Source organism: Helicobacter sp. T3_23-1059 (assembly GCF_053654515.1).
Genome location: NZ_JBSIUV010000037.1, coordinates 1 through 20,842, shown reverse-complemented (window position 1 = coordinate 20,842; position 20,842 = coordinate 1). Strand labels below are relative to the sequence as shown.

Annotated in this window: 24 protein-coding genes; 2 read left to right on the top strand and 22 right to left on the bottom strand. The window is 37.4% G+C overall.

Features of this window, described 5'->3' with window-relative positions; genetic code table 11:
• Positions 1-381: 381 nt before the first annotated feature.
• From rpsO to hisD, 15 genes are all read right to left on the bottom strand, one after another.
• Positions 382-654, bottom strand: coding sequence for a 30S ribosomal protein S15 (rpsO, locus tag ACWIX0_RS09840; protein ID WP_454173831.1), 273 nt, complete (start codon positions 652-654; stop codon positions 382-384).
• Between the two features lie 280 nt (positions 655-934).
• Positions 935-2,332 carry a cytochrome c oxidase accessory protein CcoG gene (gene ccoG / locus ACWIX0_RS09835; RefSeq protein ID WP_454173833.1) on the bottom strand — a complete coding sequence of 466 codons (1,398 nt, stop codon included), beginning with the start codon at positions 2,330-2,332 and terminating at the stop codon, positions 935-937.
• A gap of 432 nt (positions 2,333-2,764) precedes the next feature.
• Positions 2,765-3,841 carry a thiamine-phosphate kinase gene (locus tag ACWIX0_RS09830; RefSeq protein WP_454173830.1) on the bottom strand — a complete coding sequence of 359 codons (1,077 nt, stop codon included), beginning with the start codon at positions 3,839-3,841 and terminating at the stop codon, positions 2,765-2,767.
• Positions 3,842-3,871: 30 nt separating this feature from the next.
• Positions 3,872-4,777: a phosphatidylserine decarboxylase gene (locus tag ACWIX0_RS09825; RefSeq protein WP_454173829.1), complete on the bottom strand. Its 906-nt coding sequence runs from the start codon at positions 4,775-4,777 to the stop codon at positions 3,872-3,874.
• Positions 4,778-4,839: 62 nt separating this feature from the next.
• Positions 4,840-5,736, bottom strand: a complete 897-nt coding sequence (locus ACWIX0_RS09820; RefSeq protein ID WP_454173828.1) for an arginyltransferase — start codon at positions 5,734-5,736, stop codon at positions 4,840-4,842.
• A gap of 60 nt (positions 5,737-5,796) precedes the next feature.
• Complete coding sequence (locus tag ACWIX0_RS09815; RefSeq protein WP_454173827.1) at positions 5,797-6,357, bottom strand: DUF6115 domain-containing protein; 561 nt, start codon at positions 6,355-6,357, stop codon at positions 5,797-5,799.
• Positions 6,351-6,944 (bottom strand): hypothetical protein, encoded by a 594-nt coding sequence (locus ACWIX0_RS09810; protein WP_454173826.1) that lies wholly within the window; start codon positions 6,942-6,944, stop codon positions 6,351-6,353. Before ACWIX0_RS09810 ends, ACWIX0_RS09815 begins: the two co-directional genes overlap by 7 nt.
• 151 nt (positions 6,945-7,095) lie before the next feature.
• Positions 7,096-8,241 (bottom strand): hydroxymethylbilane synthase, encoded by a 1,146-nt coding sequence (gene hemC / locus ACWIX0_RS09805; RefSeq protein ID WP_454173825.1) that lies wholly within the window; start codon positions 8,239-8,241, stop codon positions 7,096-7,098.
• Positions 8,234-8,776 (bottom strand): FxsA family protein, encoded by a 543-nt coding sequence (locus tag ACWIX0_RS09800; RefSeq protein ID WP_454173824.1) that lies wholly within the window; start codon positions 8,774-8,776, stop codon positions 8,234-8,236. Before ACWIX0_RS09800 ends, hemC begins: the two co-directional genes overlap by 8 nt.
• A 125-nt stretch (positions 8,777-8,901) precedes the next feature.
• A complete protein-coding gene (locus ACWIX0_RS09795) occupies positions 8,902-10,773 on the bottom strand; it encodes a proline--tRNA ligase (RefSeq protein ID WP_454173823.1) in 1,872 nt (623 codons plus the stop codon).
• A gap of 62 nt (positions 10,774-10,835) precedes the next feature.
• A complete protein-coding gene (locus tag ACWIX0_RS09790) occupies positions 10,836-12,515 on the bottom strand; it encodes a glutamyl-tRNA reductase (RefSeq protein ID WP_454173822.1) in 1,680 nt (559 codons plus the stop codon).
• Entirely contained in the window at positions 12,515-13,531 is a 1,017-nt protein-coding gene (locus tag ACWIX0_RS09785; RefSeq protein WP_454173821.1) for a polyprenyl synthetase family protein, read from the bottom strand. The genes ACWIX0_RS09790 and ACWIX0_RS09785 overlap by 1 nt, the downstream gene beginning before the upstream one ends.
• A gap of 148 nt (positions 13,532-13,679) precedes the next feature.
• On the bottom strand, positions 13,680-14,087 hold the full coding sequence (locus ACWIX0_RS09780; protein WP_454173820.1) for a hypothetical protein: 408 nt from the start codon (positions 14,085-14,087) through the stop codon (positions 13,680-13,682).
• Between the two features lie 18 nt (positions 14,088-14,105).
• Positions 14,106-14,372 carry a DUF2018 family protein gene (locus ACWIX0_RS09775; protein WP_454173819.1) on the bottom strand — a complete coding sequence of 89 codons (267 nt, stop codon included), beginning with the start codon at positions 14,370-14,372 and terminating at the stop codon, positions 14,106-14,108.
• 110 nt (positions 14,373-14,482) lie between these two features.
• Positions 14,483-15,793, bottom strand: a complete 1,311-nt coding sequence (gene hisD, locus ACWIX0_RS09770; RefSeq protein WP_454173832.1) for a histidinol dehydrogenase — start codon at positions 15,791-15,793, stop codon at positions 14,483-14,485.
• Positions 15,794-16,015: 222 nt separating this feature from the next.
• Between hisD and ACWIX0_RS09765 the strand changes: the two genes are divergently transcribed.
• Positions 16,016-17,227, top strand: a complete 1,212-nt coding sequence (locus ACWIX0_RS09765) for a phosphoglycerate kinase (protein ID WP_454173818.1) — start codon at positions 16,016-16,018, stop codon at positions 17,225-17,227.
• A 157-nt stretch (positions 17,228-17,384) separates the two neighbouring features.
• Here the strand turns inward: ACWIX0_RS09765 and ACWIX0_RS09760 are convergent, their stop codons facing one another.
• The 7 genes from ACWIX0_RS09760 to ACWIX0_RS09730 all read right to left on the bottom strand — a co-directional run bounded on the left by ACWIX0_RS09760 (position 17,385) and on the right by ACWIX0_RS09730 (position 20,170).
• Positions 17,385-18,092, bottom strand: a complete 708-nt coding sequence (locus ACWIX0_RS09760) for a tetratricopeptide repeat protein (protein ID WP_454173817.1) — start codon at positions 18,090-18,092, stop codon at positions 17,385-17,387.
• 247 nt (positions 18,093-18,339) lie between these two features.
• On the bottom strand, positions 18,340-18,486 hold the full coding sequence (locus ACWIX0_RS09755) for a hypothetical protein (RefSeq protein ID WP_454173816.1): 147 nt from the start codon (positions 18,484-18,486) through the stop codon (positions 18,340-18,342).
• Positions 18,487-18,543: 57 nt separating this feature from the next.
• A complete protein-coding gene (locus tag ACWIX0_RS09750; protein ID WP_454173815.1) occupies positions 18,544-18,756 on the bottom strand; it encodes a hypothetical protein in 213 nt (70 codons plus the stop codon).
• Between the two features lie 121 nt (positions 18,757-18,877).
• Positions 18,878-19,126 (bottom strand): hypothetical protein, encoded by a 249-nt coding sequence (locus tag ACWIX0_RS09745; RefSeq protein WP_454173814.1) that lies wholly within the window; start codon positions 19,124-19,126, stop codon positions 18,878-18,880.
• The gene (locus ACWIX0_RS09740) at positions 19,126-19,620 is read right to left on the bottom strand and encodes a hypothetical protein (protein WP_454173813.1); all 495 of its coding nucleotides are present in this window, start codon (positions 19,618-19,620) and stop codon (positions 19,126-19,128) included. The genes ACWIX0_RS09745 and ACWIX0_RS09740 overlap by 1 nt, the downstream gene beginning before the upstream one ends.
• A gap of 20 nt (positions 19,621-19,640) precedes the next feature.
• Positions 19,641-19,841 (bottom strand): hypothetical protein, encoded by a 201-nt coding sequence (locus tag ACWIX0_RS09735; protein WP_454173812.1) that lies wholly within the window; start codon positions 19,839-19,841, stop codon positions 19,641-19,643.
• Positions 19,841-20,170, bottom strand: coding sequence for a hypothetical protein (locus tag ACWIX0_RS09730; RefSeq protein ID WP_454173811.1), 330 nt, complete (start codon positions 20,168-20,170; stop codon positions 19,841-19,843). Before ACWIX0_RS09730 ends, ACWIX0_RS09735 begins: the two co-directional genes overlap by 1 nt.
• Before the next feature lie 141 nt (positions 20,171-20,311).
• On the opposite strand from ACWIX0_RS09730, the gene ACWIX0_RS09725 reads away from it, so the two are divergent.
• The coding region (locus tag ACWIX0_RS09725; RefSeq protein ID WP_454173810.1) for a hypothetical protein at positions 20,312-20,842 on the top strand (531 nt) is incomplete at its 3' end.

Here is a 20,842-nt window from a genome sequence, read left to right as displayed (position 1 = left end):
TATATACTTGTTTTTCATCGTGTACATAATAACTTAAGACTCCTTCATGTGAGCTTAAGTTAAAGAGAGCCTTTATTTTTTGTTGAGTGTGGTTGCTTGTGGCGTTGCTTATGGGCTAATATCGCTTATATATAGTTTATCGCGTTAAAATTAAGAAGCAAAAAGTTGATTTTAAATTTATTACTAAACGAAAATTCAAAAAATTTACGGATTGCAATAAATGCAAAAAATATGAAAACAAATGAAAATTATAGTTTTCATAAGTAAGATATGAGTAAAAAAAAGCAGAATCCAAAAAATACACACAAAAACTAAAAACAAATTTTTGCGCTTGTTGGATTCTGCCTAAAATATAAATACAAAAAGTCTTGCCAAAAAAACTTATCTATCTTTGATTTTTAGTGTCTCGATAAGTTTGGCGTAGGTTTCGTATTTGGTATTTTTTAGATATTTTAGCAAATGCTTTCTCTTGCCTACTAGCTTTAGCAGTCCTAATCTACTTGAATGGTCTTTTGGGTTTTCTTTCAAGTGGTTAGTAAGAGATGAAATGCGCTCGCTAAGCAAAGCCACCTGCACTTCTGAAGAACCTGTATCCTTGCTATCTCGCGCAAACTTACTAATAATCTCGCTTTTTTTTGCCGTATCCAAAGCCATAACTGACCTCCTGATTGGTAAGATAAAGGCGTGATTTTACACAAAAAAGGCATAAATTAAGTTTAATTTTGCGCATTTTGTTGCCAAATTTGACAAAATCAACCACAAAAACAAAAACCACCAAAAACACATTTTTCAAATAAAACCCCACCCTACCCCTCCAAAATCCTAAAAAACCCTAAAATCAAGCCACAAAAAACTTATCTTAAAAAATATTCTGCCAAATTTGCGCGTGCTACACTCCCTAACCTATCGCACCTCGCACCTAAAAACTACTTCCTTACTTCCTTGCCTTTGCCTCTATGCGTTTTTTGCTAGGATAGACAAAAAAGCTCTCCCTCTCTACAAAAATCTCATCATCATCTATCGCATAAGCGCGTATGATTAGTTTTTCGCGCAAATCTTTTGATTCTAGCGCAAAATCTAGCGGATTTTGCACGCGCAATGCGACTGCTTTTTTGACCTTGCCATTTGGCTCTACTCGCACAGCCTCGCTAGGCTCTAAAATCCTTATATTTTTATTATCCACCACCTCGAAATAAAAATCGTGTGCCTGTGTATCGGTATTTTGGAAAAGGAAAGTATAGTAGTTATCCACCGCACCACTTTTGCGGATTTCATAGGCTTGGGTGTTTCTATCGACATTTAGTAGCATTGGCTCTTTTTTGCCACTCATAGCAATGAGTATGGCAAATATCACGCAAAGCACGGCAATATAGCCGATTGTCTTTGTCCTAAAAAATCTAACGCCGCTGTTTGTAGCCACAGCATTTGGCGAGCTCCAGCGCACAAGGCTAGGGCGATTATAATGCGCCATTACCTCGCTACACGCATCGACACATTCTAAGCAGTTGATACATTCTAGCTGCATTCCTTTTCGTATGTCGATATGAGTGGGGCAGACTTTTACGCAGGCTACGCAGTTTGTGCATTCATTGGCTGGATTTTGCTTTTTTGGTGCTAGCTCGTTTTTGATTCCGCTTGGTGCATATACCGCTCCACCACGATTGGTATCATAAATCGCCATTAGCGTATCATCATCATACATTACAGATTGTACGCGCGCATAGGGACAGGCATAGATACAAAATCCCTCTGCCATAAGTGTAACATCAAATGTGAGAAATGCCGCGATTGCTAGCCACGCTCCCACAGCGATAGTGTGATGTTGTGCATCTGCTATATAGCTAAAAAATTCATTTGGTGGCATAAATAAAAATAAAAAATTCGCCGATACAATTAGCGATAAACACGCAAAAATCACTACTCCCAACGCCTTTTTGATTTTGTTGCTAAAGAGTGCGTAATCTGGTTTTTTTTGCTTATCATTGATTCGTTTGCGAAGTCCTAAAATCTTTGTTTCGATTAAATCCCTATATATGACACGAAAAATCGTTTGCGGACAGCACCACCCGCACCATACGCGCCCTCCCAAAGTCGTCATAAAAAATATCCCAATAAAAAGCAATATCAACAAAAATGGCATAAGATATAGCTCCTGCACGCTAAAAACCACTCCCAAAAGGTGCAATTCTTTATGCACAAAAGACAACAAAAATAGCTGATGCCCATTTATGCTAATAAATGGCAAAAGCAGGGCTAGTGTCGTAATGATTCCATAGCCAATATATCGTTTTATGCGTTTTGGAAAATCTTGTTTTGGCTTTTTTAGATTCATACTTAGAGAATCTTTGTTTTTTAGTGTATTTATTGAATTTGGCTGGTTCAAAGAAGCGGTGTTTGTAATGATGGTAGAAGAAAGATTTTGAGTGCTAGTTTGTGGATTTTGCAGGTTTTGTTTTTGTGAGATTTGTGCTTCCATTTTTAACTCCTTAAATTCTGCTACAAAAGGCTACACACTGGCTTAAGAGCATTTGTAAAATCCATTTGTAGCAAACTTTAGTTTTGTGGTTTTAGTTTTTGTGATTTGTTGTGTTTTTGTGAGGGAAATTTATCTCAAAACAAGCGCGATTATATAACTTTAGTTTCCAAAAAGCAATGCTTTTTAAGAAAATTTTTTACGAATTTTTTGACAATATTTTTTGAAAAATTCTATAAAGATTTTTTCAAAAAAATATTTCAATATTCTAAAAGTAAAATCTATGTTAGCCTAATGCCATATTTTTGCACTAAATTGCGTTTTTTGTGTCTTGGCAGTGCCGACAAAACATAGCGGCGTGCGCGATTGCTTGGCTTTGCGCGCTAGGGCTAGTTTATCTCTTGGCGAGATAGCAAAAAGCATTTCATATTCTTCGCCACTTAGATAGGCATTTTTTTGCAGGATTTTAGGCAGGATAATGCAGGATTTTATGGGTTTTGTATTTTTTGCTAATTTAGTGTTTGATTTAATATTTTTTGCAGATTTTGCTAAACAAAATCCTAAATGATTTAGCGCGCTTAAGCGATTTAGCTCGGCATACACGCCATCAGAAATATCAAGCCCACAATGCGCAAAATTAGCTATAGATTGGACAAAGTTAGCCCGAAGTGTTGGAGCTACAAAGCGAGAGAATCGTTTTGATTTTGTGCTAATTTGTTGATTTTGTTGTGTTTTGCCCTGCCCTAAGCATTTTTTGCTATTGTTTTGGTTGTTTATAGCCGTTTGATTTTGCAAAAATCGCAATGATTTTAGGCACTCCCCTACCCTGCCCGTGCAAAACACTAAATCCCCTTTTTTTAATCCTTTGCGCGTTAGGATTTTGCCCTGTGGAATGCCAAAAAGCGTAATGTGAAAATCTAATCTACCCCCGCTCATCGTATCTCCACCGATAAATACTATGCCAAAATCTTTTGCCACATTGCTTAGCGCGGTTGTGATTTGTGATATTTCATTTGGGCTAAGATTTGGCAGGACAACGCTACATAGCGCGTATTTTGGCCGTGCGTTCATCGCTATGATGTCTGAGATATTTACAAGCATTGCTTTTTGGGCGATTTGCTCCAAACTAAGCCATTCTCTTTTAAAATGGATTCCCTCGCAAAATCCGTCATTTGCGATGATAAAACCACTAGCAAAATCCATAATCCTAGCAAATCGTTTTTGGTTAGCAAAATTTTTAGTTGCAAAAAATGTGTTATTAGATTTTATGTTAGATTTTGCTAGCAATACCCCATCATCTCCTACGCCTTTTAGCACATTGCTAGATTGCAATAGGCGTAAAAATAGTGCTTCTTTATCAAAATACATTTAGATTTTACTTCATAAAGATTTTGTTTTTTAAGATTCTAGCGAAGCGATAATATCACCTTGCTTAACTTTTGTGCCCGTTTGTGATTGCAAAAATAGTCCTTGTGCGATAAGCACGATAGTAGAGCCCATCATAAATGTCCCTAACTCATCGCCTTTTTTGACTTCTATGGGTGGATTGTAGTGATATATTTCTTTTGCATTTGGCTGGGCGTTTGTTTGGATTTTTGGCTCAAAATGAAAAATCATTTTGCCGACATTTAGCGCACCTACTGCGACATAATACAGCCTTTGTCCGCGCAAATCCTCTGCTACCACCACCACTCGTTCATTTTGTATAAATAGATTTTGGTTTTTGCGTAAAGAGGGTGGATTTACAGGCAAAAGCACACCGCCAAAATAGCGCACTTCTAAGATTTTCATATCACAGGGCGCGTGATAGTGATGATAATCGCTAGGGGATAAATATAGATTGATAAAGCTAAGAGATTTTGCAGAATCTAGCGCGGTTAGGTTTGTGGCGCTTTCCCCCAAAAACTCATCTATGGCATAGGACATTCCTTTGATTTGCAGGGCTTTTAGAGCACTATCCTCAACAAAGATTTTGCCCTGCTCCATTATCACACTATCGCTTGGGGAAATAAGCGTTTTTGGGTCTGTATCAAAACTGCGAGATTTAGCCAAAGAGCGCGTAAAAAGCGCATTTAGCGTAGGGTAAGTATGCGCAGGGGCAAAATCGCTTAAATCAATATGAAAAATCCTCACATATACAGAATTTACAATCGCTTGAAAAAAGCGCGGGAATGGATAGTTTGCAAATTTACCAAAAAGAATTGATAATTTGTTGCTTAGGGCGTGTTTTGCGGTGTTTTTTGCGTATTGTTGCGTGTTTTTTTGCGTGTGATTTTTTATGTTATTTGGCTGATTTTGTGGCATTTGTTGTCCTTTTTATTGAGGTGTGGTTTTTAGGTGTTTTTTATTTGGCTAGATTTTGCTTTTTAGCCTACGCTTGTTTTTGCGCTTGTGTTCGCATTTGTTTTTGTATTTGTTTTTGGGATAGATTTTATGGTAGTTTGGCTAGATTGGGGGCTAGATTTTTGTTTAGAATCTAGCACTTTTGCATTAGAATCCATACTAGATTTTAGATTATTGTTTTTGGTAGATTCTGCAAGGTAGGGTTTCCAAATGGGCGTTTCAAAAATATCAGGTGTATTTAGTAGCTCCTCAAATGGTCTAAAATGCTCTTTATACCCCATACTATAATGATTTTTTATCCAATATCCCGGATAAAAATAAATAAGATTTTTGCGTTTTGCGATTAGTAGTTGGGTCAAAATATTAAAAGTGCCAAGACTAAGATTTGCAAAATCATGGTCATAAAAAAAATAAATCGAAGAAATGCTATTTCCTAGCAAGTCAAAATACCCAACGCCAACTAGATTCCCATTTCTACGATAAGTGATTTCATATCCAAAGCTATTATATCCATAGACAAAATTATCGCTATATATTTCTTTTGTGATTCCGCGATAGCTCCAGCCTTTTTTTATATTCATCGCTTTGTGATAACTTTCATACAGAGACAAACGCTCATCATCGACACTTGGACGAGTGATAGTGATAAGCGTATCGGTATTTTTTGCGATTATTCGCTTTTGGGATTTATTTGGCTCAAATTTGCTTACAAGTTGCCTAATCGAAATGCACTCTTTGCACCCCGCACAAATTGGCACAAAAAAATACTCGCCAAATCGCCTCCAGCCTCGCTCAATTAACCCCTGACAAAATTCCCTTGTGCAATGCTGAATATAAAAATATCGAAAATGCGAGCATCTATCGCCAAAATAACTGCAAATTTCTTTGGGGTTAGAGAAAAATTCTGCGAGTTGTAACAAGAAAAAACCTTATAAATTTACTTGGTAACTTATTTTATTCATACATTTTATTTTATGCGCTTATTTTGAGCTAGGAGAGCTGATATTTGCAAGTTTTAGGGTAAATTCTACCTCGCCACGCCCAATACGAAGCTGTTTTGCAATCGAATCAATACTAAAGCCATCTTGAAACATTTCAACGATTTTTTTCTCATCTATATCGCCACCGCCACTTGTGAAATGCCCATATTCTTTTAGTTTATTTTCCAAACTAATGATTTTTTCATCATAATGGCTTTTTAGCATATCTATGTCTTTGTCTAGTTCATTTACTTTTTTGCTCATAGATGTGATTTTTTCTTGCAATGAGGTTTTGACATTTTCGTTTGCTCCTAGCGTGCTTATGCCACTATCTGTGGCGTTTAGAAAATCTATTTTATTGCCCTCTTGTTCAAATTTTTCCACACCTTTTTGGGTTTTATAGATTTCTTTTGCAAGGCTTGTAAGCGCGCTTTCAAACCTTTGCAATCGTTTGTTAGTATCCCTATCTTTTGCCACCACATAGACAAACAAGCACACCACACAAAATCCAACACCCACAAGGCAGAAAAACAACATTTCCTTATCTATCGCTGCTAACATTTTTTATCCTTTGCTTTTCTAAGTTGCTCCATTTCTTTAGAAGCTATAAAGTTATCTAGCGCACTCACATCGCTAGAATGTATGGAGGTAAATTGTAAGATTTGTGGGCTTAGGGCGTTGGCATATACGCCAATAGTCCTTTGCAAAATATTTGGCAAAACAAACCTAGCATAATAGCTATCCCCTACCCCAAAGCATTCTTCTTTGCAACATATCACTCCGTGTCCAAATGCTGCAATGCTAGCACTGCACTCTAATGCTACAAATTCATCGCTTGTTTTCATCACTACGCGCTCTATCCTTGAGACTTTTTGGTAAATCTGTGATAAAAGCTCGATAATCATTGCATCTGTGCTATCGCCCTCTTTGTGCAAGTAGCTCATCGCTTGACTTATGGTGTTGCTACCCTGCTCGCCTAGTATTTGATATTCTTTTGCGATTTTTTCGCTATCTAGATTTTGTAATGGTGCAAATTCTAGCTCCAAAGAGCAAGGCACGATTCTAGTTTGAATCCCTAGTGATTGCGTGGTTTTGATAAAGTATTCTTTTAGATTTTGGGGTGAAATAGTATTTGTAGTTTGGCTCATTTGGTTAGATTCTCGCTTATTGTTATTTTGTTTGTTAGTTTATGGATTTTGATTGATTAAAGCGCGAAACAAATTAAAACAAAGTTAGGATTTTAGCATTTTTTATAAAATAACAATTCAAAAAAAATATGCTAAAAAAATATCACAAAATCTAATCCCAAAAACTAAGTGCCTCTTGCAAAATCTCTTTTGCGCCCTGCGCTATCATTTTTTGTGCTAGCTCTCTTGCCATCGCGTTTGCTAGATTTTGTATTGCTTGTAGATTTTCTTTTTGCGGAAGTGTTTGTTGCAAAATCTTTTTTGTAGGTTGCGTAGATTTTGTAGTTTTGATAGTTTTTGTGGATTGCGTGCTTTTTGAGGAGCAAATCTCGTTTGTGATGAGTTGTTTTTGGATAGATTCTTTTAAGATTTTTTCTCCATTTGGCAGTCCTATTATCGCATTTATTTTTATGATAGCTTGCGTGTTTGTTACATCTTTCTCCGTGCTAGATTTTATGATTTCACAATGCACTCCGATAGGCACTTGACACCCTCCCTCTAGCACCCGCACAAACTCTCTCTCCGCCCCCGCACAGATTTGCGCTTCATCATCGCTTAGAGATTCTAGGGCAAGTATGAGGTTTGACTCATCATTTTTGCATTCTATCCCAAGACAAGCCTGCCCCATAGCAGGGATTATCTCATCGGTTGAAAATGGCGTTATATGCGGGATTTGCTCGCGCGTTATGCTAAGTCTTTTTAGCCCAGCAGCTGCTAGCATTATGGCGTGAAATTCGCTAGATTCTAGCTTTTTTAGCCTCGTTTGGAGATTTCCCCTTAGCGAAAGCGTCTCTAAATCAGGGCGTTTGGCTAAAATCTGCATAGCCCTACGCAAAGAAGTTGTGCCGATTTTTGCCCCTTTTGGCAAGGATTCTAAGCTAGGATATTGATAGCTAAGTAAGCAATCACGCGCATCTTCTCTCTTTGTTATGCTAGCTAGCATTAGCCCTTTTGGCAATTCCACAGGCACATCTTTTAGCGAATGCACAGCCAAATCAATCTTGCCACCTAATAAAAGCTCTTCTAATTCTTTGGTAAAAAGTCCCTTGCCACCGATTTTTGCAAGCGGGACATCTAGGATTTTATCCCCTTTGGTTTTTACAATTTGCAAGGTAGATTCTATCCCTAGTTCATCTTTTAGTCGCGTTTTGATATGCCTTGCCTGCCACAAAGCAAGCGCACTTCCACGCGTGCCTATGATTAGATTTTGCTTTTTTAGCGCGTCTAAATAGCAATTACGCAGATTTTTTCTATCCATTTTTATCCTTGTTTTTTGCATCTTTTTTGCCGCTTTTTTGTTGGATAGAGGGTTTTTGCTCTTTGCTTTCATCAATGATTTCCACTTCGATAATATCATCATCGTTAGCGTTGTTATTTTTTGGTTTGGAATCAAAATCAAATTGTTGATATTCGCTATGTTGGTGCTTTTGTCTTGCGCGCAAATCTCGCGTAAAGTCGCTATCAAGCGGTTTTGGCTGTATCAAAAAGCTAGCTAAAATGCAAATCACACCCGCGCTATCGCCAGCCAAACCGGGCAAAATCAGCAAAATCGCGCCAAGATAAAAAAGCATATTGCTTTTTAGCAAATCCAAAATCCGCCCCTCATACATAAAATAAATAATATCATTTAGCGAGGCACTAAGCGAGCGCGTGCGCGATGACCAAAGCCATAGTCCCAAAAATCCACTACCCACAATCTCTAAAAAAAGGCTAAAAAATCCAAGCGTGCTTGCCCACAGGCTAAAGCTAAGTAGTTCTAGGGCAATATAGCCGATGATGATAAGTGTTGGCATTTGCTTCCTTTTTTGTAATTTTTTACTATTTTTATGCCTTGCAAAAGTGATTCCATTTAATCTGCCATATTTTGCAATCTCAAAATCTAAAAAATATAAAAATCTAAAACCCCTTATTTTAGGCGTTATTTGATGATTTTTAGCACTTGTTCTAATACACTGCTAGAATCTATCTCGCTTTTTTGCAAACCATCTCGTTTGATGATTTCTACGCGATTAGATTCTAATCCTTTGCCAACAAGTAAGGCATAGTTTGCGCTACCCATAAGCTCAAAATCTGCCATTTTCGCACCAAAACGCAAATCCCTATCATCAAGGGCTACTTCTACGCCTACTTGTTTTAGGCTCTCATAAAGCGCGAAAGCAAAATCATATTGGATTTTATCTTTGATATTTGCGATAATGATTTGCAGGGCAAATGGCGCGACTGCCCTGCTCCACACACAGCCTTTTTCATCGGCTTTTTGCTCCAAAATCGCACTCAAAATCCTGCTAATGCCTATGCCATAACACCCCATAATAAAGGGTTTTTCTCTGCCATTTTCATCTAAAAACTTTGCTTGCAGGGGGGCAGAGTATTTATCCCCTAGCTTAAAAATATGCCCTATTTCAATGCCTTTTTTATGAATGATTTTCCCACCACAATCTGCGCAAATATCACCCTCTTTCACCACTGCTAAATCCGCAAACACAAGATTTTCAAAAGTATCTAAATCCACCCCCACAAAATGCTTTTCCCTCTCATTTGCGCCACAAATCATATCGCTTGCACCATTTAAGTCATTATCAAAAATAATCGCTCTTTCCCCGATAATAGCGCGCAAAGAATACGCGCCAATACTGCCCGCTATAAGCCCTAGATTTTCTAGCTCACTCTCGCTTGCATCGAGCAATTCTAATGCGTTAAAACCATTTGCATTTAGCGCGTTTAAGGCTTTTATCTCCTCTAGCTCATCATCGCCACGCAAGAAAAACACAGCAAAATCCTCTTGTAAATTTGCAAGATTTTGATTTGCTAGATTTTGATTTAAATGTTGATTTTGAGCAGAATCTATTTTTGTTGGTTTTGTTGTTTGTTTAGATTTGGTGCTTGTGGATTCTAGGTTGTCAGCTTTTTTGGTATATTTTTTTACTACCGCTTTGATGGTAAAAAAAGGATTGATATGAAAAAACGCGCACAAATCGCTAATGCTTCTAACATTTGGTGTAGAAAATTTGGCAAAATCCGCTTTTGGTGGCAGGATTTTCTCTCCATTTTTATCACACGGAGTTTGCCTTTTAGCGCGTCTTGCTACTTCTAGGTTTGCTGCATATTCGCAGTTTTGGCACACGGCTAGCGTATCTTCCCCACTGCTTGCTAGCACCATAAATTCTTTGCTCCCACTCCCACCTATCGCCCCGCTATCTGCCTCTACACAGCGAAAATCTAATCCCAAATCGCTAAAAATCGCGCTATATGTTTTGTGCATAAGGTTAAATTCCCTATCCAAATCCGCGCTATTTGCGTGAAAACTATATCCATCTTTCATTATAAATTCTCTCGTGCGAAGTAGACCAAATCTAGGACGAAGCTCATCGCGAAATTTTAGCTGGATTTGATAGAGGTTTAGCGGGAGGGATTTATATGATTTTATGTAGGTTTTTGCTAGCTCTGTTACGCTCTCTTCGTGCGTGGGGGCTAGCAAAAATGGCGTGTTTTTTCTGTCGCTAAAACGCAAAAGTTCTTTGCCATAATTTTGATTTCGCCCGCTTTTTTGCCATAGCTCCTCAGGTGTTACAAAACTTAACAATACTTCTTGCGCTCCCGCTTCATTTAGTCTATTTCGCACGATTTGGCTGATTTTTTCTAGGACGATTTTGCCTAATGGCAAAAAATTATAGATTCCGCTTCCTATTTGGTGGATATAGCCCGCTCGCACGAGGTATTGATGACTTTTTAAGATGGCGTCTTTTGGGGATTCTTTGCTAGTTGGGAGTAGCATTTTTGAAAAAAGCATTTATGTCCTTTTGGTTAGATTTTGCGACAAAATTAAACGCATTTCACGCATTTTGATACGCATTAAGGCGTAGAAGTCGTGTCGTATTCGCATTTGTAGCGATTGATAAAATCCGCTCTTTTGGATTTTGTAGATTCTTTTGTTTCTTTTGCTTCTTGCAAATCTTTAGATTTTGCATTTTGATTTGTGCCAAAAAATTCATTTGCTTTTGATTCTATCGCTTCCCTTGTTTGATTTTTATTATGTGTTTTTGCCCTCTCTCTTGCTTCTTTTTTGCTTAGTGGCATTTCGTTAAAAACCCTTTTTGTCGCATCGATTATGCTATCGCCCTCTTGGGTATTTGCTAGCTCTTTTAGCATTAGCGTGGGATTATGCAAAAACACATTAAACGCATTGTGCAAGATGATTTTGACTTCGTTTTCTAGCTCTTTAGGCAAGTAGCCTTTTTTGATAGCCCTTTGCAACTCTTGCAGGCTTGCAATCTTAGCATTTTCTCTCATCGTCTTAATCAGTGGCAACACATCAAAGCTCTGCACCCACGAGAAATATTCCCCTACAGCATTGCCGATAATGGCGTAGGCTTGGTGGGCTTGGATTTTTTTGCCGACTAGATTTTCATCTATGGTTCGTTTTAAATCATCTACGCAAAAAATATGCAAATCTTTTGGGATTTTTGCTACTTCGATATTTCTAGGCACAGACAAATCAAACCACGCCCGCTTAAAATCCCTAGATTTTGCCTCTTTGATAATCGCCCTGCTAGCCCCCGTAGCGCAAAAGACAAGCGTAAAATCATCAAGTGTGGATTTTAGACTTTTATAATCCAAAAGCGTAATATTGCTAATATCTTTGCCCTCTTCTTGCAACTCGCACAAAAAATTACTCGCATTTGATAGCGTGCGATTAGCAAAGGCAATAGAAATCCTAGAATCTAGCAAATGCCTAATCACAAGTTTGCCCATCTCCCCTGCGCCGATGATAAGTGCGCTTATTTGTGGATTTTGCGTTAGATTTTGCGAAATATTTTTTGCAAGATTTTGTGAATTTTGCGTGAGGTTTTGTGCCAAAAGTTTATTGCTAGATTCTGTGATTTTGGTAGATTTTTTTGTTTTATGGATAAATTCTAATGCCCTTTTTACCGCCACAGATGCCACAGATAGCGGAGTTTTGCCGATATGGGTTTGGCTTCTTACCCTCCCTCCACAGCGAAACGCAAAATGTGCTAAACGCGTGATTTCTTGCCCGCATACGCCCAAATCATAGCACATCTTATACGCACTTTTGATTTGCCCTACGATTTGTGTCTCGCCAATTACTACGCTATCTAGCCCGCTTACCACGCTAAAAAGATGGTGCAAGGCTTCGGCATTTTGTGCGATTTTGCAGTGTTTTTCTAGCTCTTTTAGCGGGATTTTACGAGATAGCGCAAAGCTATCAAGCACCGCTGTTATGCACTCTTCAGGGCTATGCGTAATGATATAAAACTCCACACGATTGCAAGTGCTAAGCAAAAGGATTTCTTTTAGACTTGGCACTTTTGATTTTAGGGTTAATAAAAAATCTTGTATTGAGCCTTTTTTGTAGGGATTTTTACTGATTTTGCTAGATTTATCGCCGTTATTTTGCAAAAAGCTACTTTGCACATTTTGCATAAAATCGCTTTGAGGAAATGCGAGCTTTTCACGCAAATCTATGGGGGTATTTTTGTGCGAAAAACTTAGGGCTAGATATTGCACTTGCATCAAAACCTCCTATCTATCATTGAAGTTGCGATTTGCACTAGAGTAGGATTTTGCTCATCTTTGATTGCATTTAGGGCTTTTTTTATAAAATCTTGCGCGATTTTTTGGGTGTTTTGTATGATTTTATATGTGTCAAATGATTTTTTAAACCACTCTATCGCCACACTATCTCGCTTGTAAAAATGCGATAAAAACTCATCTTTTGTAGCAAAATCTAATTTTTCATAAAGCAAAATATAGGGCAAAGTGCTTTTTCCCTCAGCCAAATCATTCATACTTGGCTTGCCTAAAGTCGCTTCATCTTGGGTAATATCTAGCAAATCATCAACGATTTGAAACGCTAGCCCCAAATTTTTGCCATACTCATAATACTTAGATGATTCTAGCCCAGCCAAAATCGCGCTAGATTCTGCGCTTGAGGCGATTAAAGAGGCTGTTTTATCCTCCAAAATCTTATAATACACTTCTACGCTAGGCTGAAACTCGCGTGAGTAAAGCACATCATCTATCTCCCCTCTTGATAGCGCACATACGGCATTTGATATGCTTTTAGCAATGCTTAAAGGAAAATCCACTAAATGAAAATATGCTTTTGAATACAGCACATCGCCTAGCATAATGGCATTTTTATTGCCAAATGTGGCATTGACACTTGGCACACCTCTGCGCATCTTTGCTTCATCGATGACATCATCGTGCAGTAAAGACGCGCATTGCACTAGCTCGATAACTGCGCATAAACTAATGGCAGAATCTAAAATGTCGGTAGAAAATGTAGAATCTATGGATTTTGGATTTGAAAGTTTTTGCCCTAAAATCGCAAATACTAGCTTGCTTCGTAGCATTTTGCCAGATTTTATCGCAGAGTAGATTTTATCAATATTTGGGCTTTTTAGGTTGGCTATCCATTCATCACAGCGCGATTGTATCAATGGCAAAAAATCATCGGCTAAGATTTTGCTTGAATCTTGCCCATTTTGCGTGCATTGCCCGCTTTTGTTTGTCGCACTTGCCATTTTCTCTCCTTAGAATTTCTATAAAAATCCTTAAAAAATGCTACCAAAAACATATAAAATTTTAAGATTTTACCTTTATTTTGCTTTGTGTTTTCTTTAAGATAATGCGATATTTTTATAAAACTTTGTGCTATCTTAAAGTCTTTGACTAACTCCCGCTTTTTATTTTTTGAGGATATAGCACGCCTAGCCAAAGAGTCGCCTCCTTGCTTTCATAGTCGTATTTTAAAAAACTTAAAAACACTTCTATATCGCGAATATCCCCTGCCCTAGATAGAGGAATCTTAAAACTTTTTCGCGCATAATCTGTGTAGAGAATAAACTGATATGGGAATTTATCGTATTTTAGATTTACAACAAGTCCGTAGTTTTTATACAAAGTCCAATAAAATTTTAGCTCTTTTTGCACACCTGCGATTTGGAAACTTTTTTGATAGATTTCATCTTTTTTTAGCACTAGATTTTCCTCATAGTCCCACACAGGCTGTGCTGCATTTAGCAAAGAATGCGGCACAAGTAGCATAAAAAAAAATCCAAAAACTACAAAAAATCGCATAAAAACACCCGCTAAAATCTATTCATTTTCACTCAAAATCTTTGCACTAGAATCAATAGCAATATCGCGTTTTTTTGCTTCTATGGCTTCTTTATGAGTGTGCAAAAATTTGCGCAAATCCCCGCCATTTTCTTCATACGCTAGTTCATAAACTGCGAGCATTTCTAGCATTCTCTCTAGCTCTTTTTGTGCAAGCGTAGGCGAGGCGTTTAGGATTATTTCGCACCATTTTTTTACAGGGTCGCCTTGTAATACTTCTAGCCCATTATCTAGCTCTTCCCACATATTTTGTCCTTTGTTTTGGTTTTGTGTGTTGGTTTGTAAAAATTTTGGATTATAGCCAAAATCTTTTTTGGATTTTTTTAGATTTTACTCTATTTTAAGATTTTTCTACATTAAGATTTGATTCTTGCAAGCACGGCTTTTGCGTGTGCGTGCAAATCCTCTAGCTCTGCTAAATGCGCACAAGGCGTGCCAAGCGTGTTTATCGCTTCGTTTGAAAAATAAATCACTGAGATTTTTTTCATAAAATGCTCCACCCCTAAGGGAGAAAAAAATCTAGCACTTCCACCTGTGGGTAGCGTGTGATTTGGTCCTGCTAGATAGTCCCCTATGGGTTCTGGCGTATTTTGTCCTAGAAAAATCGCTCCTGCATTTTTGATACTTGGCAATAATTCAAAAGGATTTGCTACCATTAGCTCTAAATGCTCTGGCGCAAGGGCATTGCAATACTCCACGCTTTGCGCTATATCATTGCAAATGATTATTGCACCGCGATTATCAATGCTAGATTTTGCTATGGCTTTTTTTGGCAAAGACTCTAAAATCTGCTCTACTTTTTGACTTACTATTTTTGCTAGATTTTCATCGGGGGTAAAAAGAAATGAGCTAGCCATTTCATCGTGCTCGGCTTGGGATAGCAAATCGTGCGCTAAATACTCCGCATTTGCGCTAGAATCCGCGATGATAGCAATCTCGCTAGGTCCAGCTATCATATCGATGCCTACTTCACCAAAGACTAGCTTTTTTGCGGTGGCTACATAGATATTGCCCGGTCCTGTGATGACATCGGCTTTTTTTATTTGTGTGTTGTTCTCGCTAGATTTGATTCCATACGCCATTAGCCCTACTGCGCTTGCGCCACCGATTTTGTAGATTTCTTTTATATTGCAAATATGCAATGCAGCTAAAAGTAGTGAATTTGTCTGCTTTAGAGGTGTAGGCGTGCAAACAACGATAGAATCCACGCCCGCTACGATTGCTGGAATCGCATTCATCAAAAGTGAGCTAGGATAGCTAGCTTTGCCCCCTGGGATATATAGCCCCGCACGCTCCACAGGTGTATATTTTGCGCCTAGCACACTGCCATTTGCCTCAAAATCAAGCCACGATTGTTTTTTTTCTTTTGAATGAAAAGCATAGATTCTCTCATAAGCGATATGCAAAGCCTCTTTTGTGCGTTTATCTAGCGAGTTATAGGCGTCTTTACATTCTTTTGGCGATATTTGCAAATCCTCCAAACTTTTAGGATTCCATTTATCAAATCTCTCTACTTGTGATAATAGCGCATTAAGCCCTTTTTCTCGCACTTCGCGCAAGATAGATTCTACTTTTGGGGTTACCTCGCTTATATCCTCGCTTCCTCGCAAAAGGATTTTATCAAACTCTTTTTCAAAATCTTTTTGTGTGCTTTTTAATATCTTTATCATCGTCTTTGCCTCGCTTTTTGTTTTGTTTTTAGCACTTGCTACTTTGCTGTGCTAATGCGTATTTATGCTATTTTTATAAGACACGCAATTATAGCATAATTGCCAAAATGACTTAAAGATTTTCGCTTTTATGGTATGATTGCGCGCATTAAAAGTAAAAAATTTCTACTATTTTTATCGCCACAATATCACTAAATTTTCTCTAAAAAAGGAGCGCAAATGGAGCAAGTAGCAGGCATTTCATTTATGCAACAAGTAAAGACGGTCAAAGATATTAGCCTAAAAAATAAGCGGATTTTGATTCGCGTGGATTTTAATGTGCCAATGGATGAGGAATTTGATATTAGCGATGATACGCGCATAAGAGAGGCATTGCCTACGATAAATTATTGCGTGGATAATGAGCCAAAATGTATCGTGCTTGTCAGTCATCTAGGGCGTCCCAAAGGCAAACAAGCAGAATTTTCGCTAAAACATATTTTAAAAAGATTAGAGAGATTGCTAGATAAAAATGTGGTGTTTGCAGATTCTATCGAGTCGCTTGCCTCTTTGCAAGAGCAAGCAGAGGAGGGAAGTATTATATTGCTAGAAAATATTAGATTTTATGAGGGGGAAGAAAAAAATAGCGATGAGCTAAGCAAATCTTTAGCAAATCATTGCGATGTGTTTGTAAATGACGCATTTGGCACAAGCCACAGGGCGCATTCTAGCACTTATGGTGTTAGCAAATTTGTCACAGAAAAAGTGGCTGGACTTTTGCTAAAAAAAGAAATAGATTCGTTTGCTAAAGCCCTAGCAAACCCGCTAAAACCCGTGCTACTAATCGTAGGTGGAAGCAAGGTAAGCTCAAAATTAGCCCTGCTAGAAAATATCTTATCCGTAGTGGATAAAATCATCATCGGCGGGGCGATGAGCAACACTTTTTTAGCCTCGCTTGGCTATGATATGGCGGATTCTATGGTGGAAAAAGATTTAATCAATGAAGCACAAAAAATACTGCAAAAAGCCAAAGAAAAAAATGTCAAAATCTACTTGCCTGTCGATGTGGTAAGCACTGATGACATAAAAACCCACACAAATATCAAAATCACCCCCGCCCAAGATGTCCCACAGGGCTACAAAGCCGTAGATATGGGACCTGCTAGCACAAAGCTATTTAACGAAGTCATACAAGCAAGTCAAACAATAATTTGGAATGGACCGCTTGGAATCTATGAGATTTCGCAATTCTCTCGCGGGACTTTTAACCTCGCACACGCTATCGCTGAGACTTATGCGTTTTCGCTAATCGGTGGAGGAGATACCGCAGATGCGGTAGAAAAAGCAGGAGAGAGGGATAATATGAGCTTTATTTCCACAGGCGGTGGGGCTAGCTTAGAATTGCTTGAGGGCAAGATTTTGCCTGCATTTGAAGTGCTAGATAAAAAATAAGAAATTTTAAGTTTAAGGGATATTGTTCTTAAGAAGTTTTTTTTAAAAGAAGTTTGAGAATTTATAGAGTGAATTTATTTCTTTGTCATATTTAGGTTGCAAACCCGAAAATCTATTTTGCAAAAAAAAAAAAAAAGATTTTTAATCAAAAATCTACCTAAATCTCAAAGCCTTTATCGTTGTTATCAAGTGTTTCAAATTTTTGTAAATCATCTCGTTGCAATCTGTTGACATTTATTTCACAAGATTGCGTATGCCCTAAATCACACGCTTTGCCAAAATAACTTTGTGCTAATGGGAAATTTTGGCTAACGCCTATACCAAAAGCATACATAAATCCTAAATTATGACAGCCTAGTGGCTCTTTGTTTTCGCACGCTTGCGCGTATAATGATTTTGCTTTTGCTAAATTTTTAGGCACACCAAAGCCTGAGCGATATAGCACGCCTAGATTATTGCACGCCCTAGCAAAGCCTTTTTCGCAAGCCGTGTCAAAATATTCCTTTGCCTTATCATACATTTGTGCTTCATAAAACATCATACCTATATTATACACGCTTAAAATATTACCTTGCAATGCGGCTTTTGTATAATAAGCAACAGCGATTTTTATGTAATTTGTAAGTGCTTCGCCCTCTAGTGCGCTACTTGCATTATGATAGATAAGCCCGATTTCATTACAGCTAGATTCGCAAGATTCTAGGCTTTCTAGCCCTTGAGTGATTAGTAGCAAACAGGCTTGGGCTTGTTTATCTTGCGTGCATAGATTATAAGCAGCGTTAAAATCCTCATCGTTTATCTGCTCGCTTTGCAATGTGCAGATGCTGATAAAAAAGCATAGTAATGCAAGAATCAATCTAGGCATTTTTGGTTACTCCTACTTGATTTTAGATTTTTTGCAAAATAAAAAACTTAGACATTATATCATTATCAATGTTTTTAAAGATTCTAACTTTGCACATTTTTTATAAAATAACAACTTTTATAAAATCACAAGGCAAAATATATTTTCTAATCCAAATTGATTAAATTACAATACACAACATATAGTACTAAATTATCTTTTTCGTGTTTTTTCTGTTAGCGCATTAACCCATTTGTGCGTTAGTTGCTCATCTTTTTTCTTGGTTATTTAATACCCTATTTCGTAGTTGTAGTTCTTGTTGTTCTGCGTTAATTGCTTGTGCTATTGCCATTGTTGATAATTTTATGGCTTTTAATTCTTTTTGTGTCTTGGTTGGTTTTTGTAGAATCTGCATTGTTTGTTCTTTTATCGTCTCTCGTTGTTTATGTTCTTTTGTGTTTGCTTCTACCTTCTACGCCTCCAAAAACACTTTCCATTTCTTTATATTATTGTCATTTATTTCTTCCCCTACTTTTTTTAATCGTTCTTTTTCTTTCTCGTAATTTTTCCAAGCTTCCATTTTTATCTTGTGTTCTTTTGTGTTTTCTACTGATATGCTTAGATAATTGATACATTGTCTTACTTTTTCATTGCCATAAGTCATAGACGCACCACACAATACCATTAGTAGTATCTTTATAACTTGTTTATGCAACTTATTTAACAAATTCATTTTTTTTTATTTTTATGCAGTTTTATAGCGATTTATTCATAGAAGTTCTTTTGTCGTGTGGATAAAATTTTATCTACTTAAAAGAGACTTTTACTTTTATATCTGCTTGCAAGTCAAATTCTTTGATAAGCAAATCTATTAAAAATATCGCCGTGTCTCTATCAAAGCGGATATTTGAAACACTTGTTTCCATATCTAGTTGAAAATATTGCTTGTTCCAATAAGTGCTACTCGAAAAATATCTACAAGACACTTGATTGTTTTGTGATACACTACGACTTGGTTTATGTTCTTTCATTATATCTTTATGGATTATTGCCATTATCTAACCCCTGCTTCATTCATCTTACGATATATATCACAAGACACTTGGTCTCCCAAATCGCAGGCTTTACCATAGTATTGTTTTGCCAAGCCATAATCCTGCCTTACACCTTTTCCACCAAAATAATTAAATCCTGCCTCCGAACATTGGTCAGGGATCTGCCTTATATGGCAAAGAACTTCATTATATCTGTGTTTCATAAAATAATTTCCTGCTTGCCCATAAGTCGCTGCTATCATAAAACAAAAATCTGCCCAAAATTCTCCCTTATTACATTTATCGGGCGAATAGCCTAGTTCTGCAAATTGAGCAATAGCTATTTGACAAGCATTTGAATCTTTTTCAAAAACACAATCTTTTATAAATTTCCATACTTGTCCCATCTGATATCGTTCTTTCCTTTCTTGTTCTGTGAATTTTTCATCTGCATTTAATACCATAGTTGCAAAAATCATAAACGCTAACACAAATTTATTTGTCACTTGCCTCATTTTTTACTCCTTTTTACCTGTTAGTATTGGCAATAATTGCTGCCAAAAAACACTCTATAAAGATTGCCATTGCTATCTTTGTATGTGCCGATATTCCCATACTCATAGCCGTATTGCCCCCACGAGCAATCAACAAGCGTTACATACGCCCCACCGATATAATATGCACTTAGCCCACTTACCAAGAATCCAGCTAACACCACAATTCTAAATAAGTTCATTACTTACCTCCATTGTTAAATTTGCTTTGATATTGCTCAATGATAAATTGCGCTATGGGTTCATAAAGCCTAACCTTACCATTTTCCTCGATAAAGATTTTGCCGTGATTATGTCCGCTATTGCTTTTCATAGAGTTGAAATTTCCCTCAAAGTCATTTTCTACACTTTCCTTTAGTCGCTCTTTATTGATGCTGTTAGAATCCATTTTGGATAAATTAAGATAATTAAACAAAATCCAACTATTAAACTGATATGGATTCTCAAACCACCCTTTGAGTTTTTCTTTCAATTTTTCAATTTCATCGTGCGTTAAGTTTTTGTTTTTCATTATTTAGAGTCCTTTTTGCAAAATTTTCAAAAAGCGATACTACAAAAAAAAAAAAACAGATTGTTAATACGCTTTAGGCGAGTGATATTTGTGTAGAATTTTGTTTGTCATTGTGAGCTTTTTTGACAAGTCAAAATCTGCGTGGCAATGACCTCAATTTCCCCCTCCCTTGCGGAGGCGGACAAGTTGCAAGATTCCCCCTCCCTTGTAGAGGGGGACAAAGGGGGAGGGTATCAAAACACCCCTGCGCAAAAAGACACACCTACACCAAAAGACACGCCTGCGCAAAATCAAAATCTAAGCAAAGACATTGACACGCTAGCATTAGAAAAAAGCCTAGAAAAAAGATTTAACGACTTTGAAAAACAAGCAAACGAGCGAGCGGGCAGAGAACTAAGCGTAAAAGAATTTGATGAATGGTTTGAAAAAGAAGCAAAAAATGGAAACAAAGAGATTTTAGACTACAAAAAAGACTTAGCAAAATATAGGGAAATCGATGATAAAGCCCGAGCGCAAGCCATAGCACAAGAACAATCAAAATATATTACCCAAAAAACGCAACAATGGCTAGAAAAATACAAAAACGACTTAAGCGAGGGCAAGACGGACGCGGAAATTATCGCTAGCAACAACATTGATTTTGCAAAAGGAAAACAAGATTTATCCTTTATG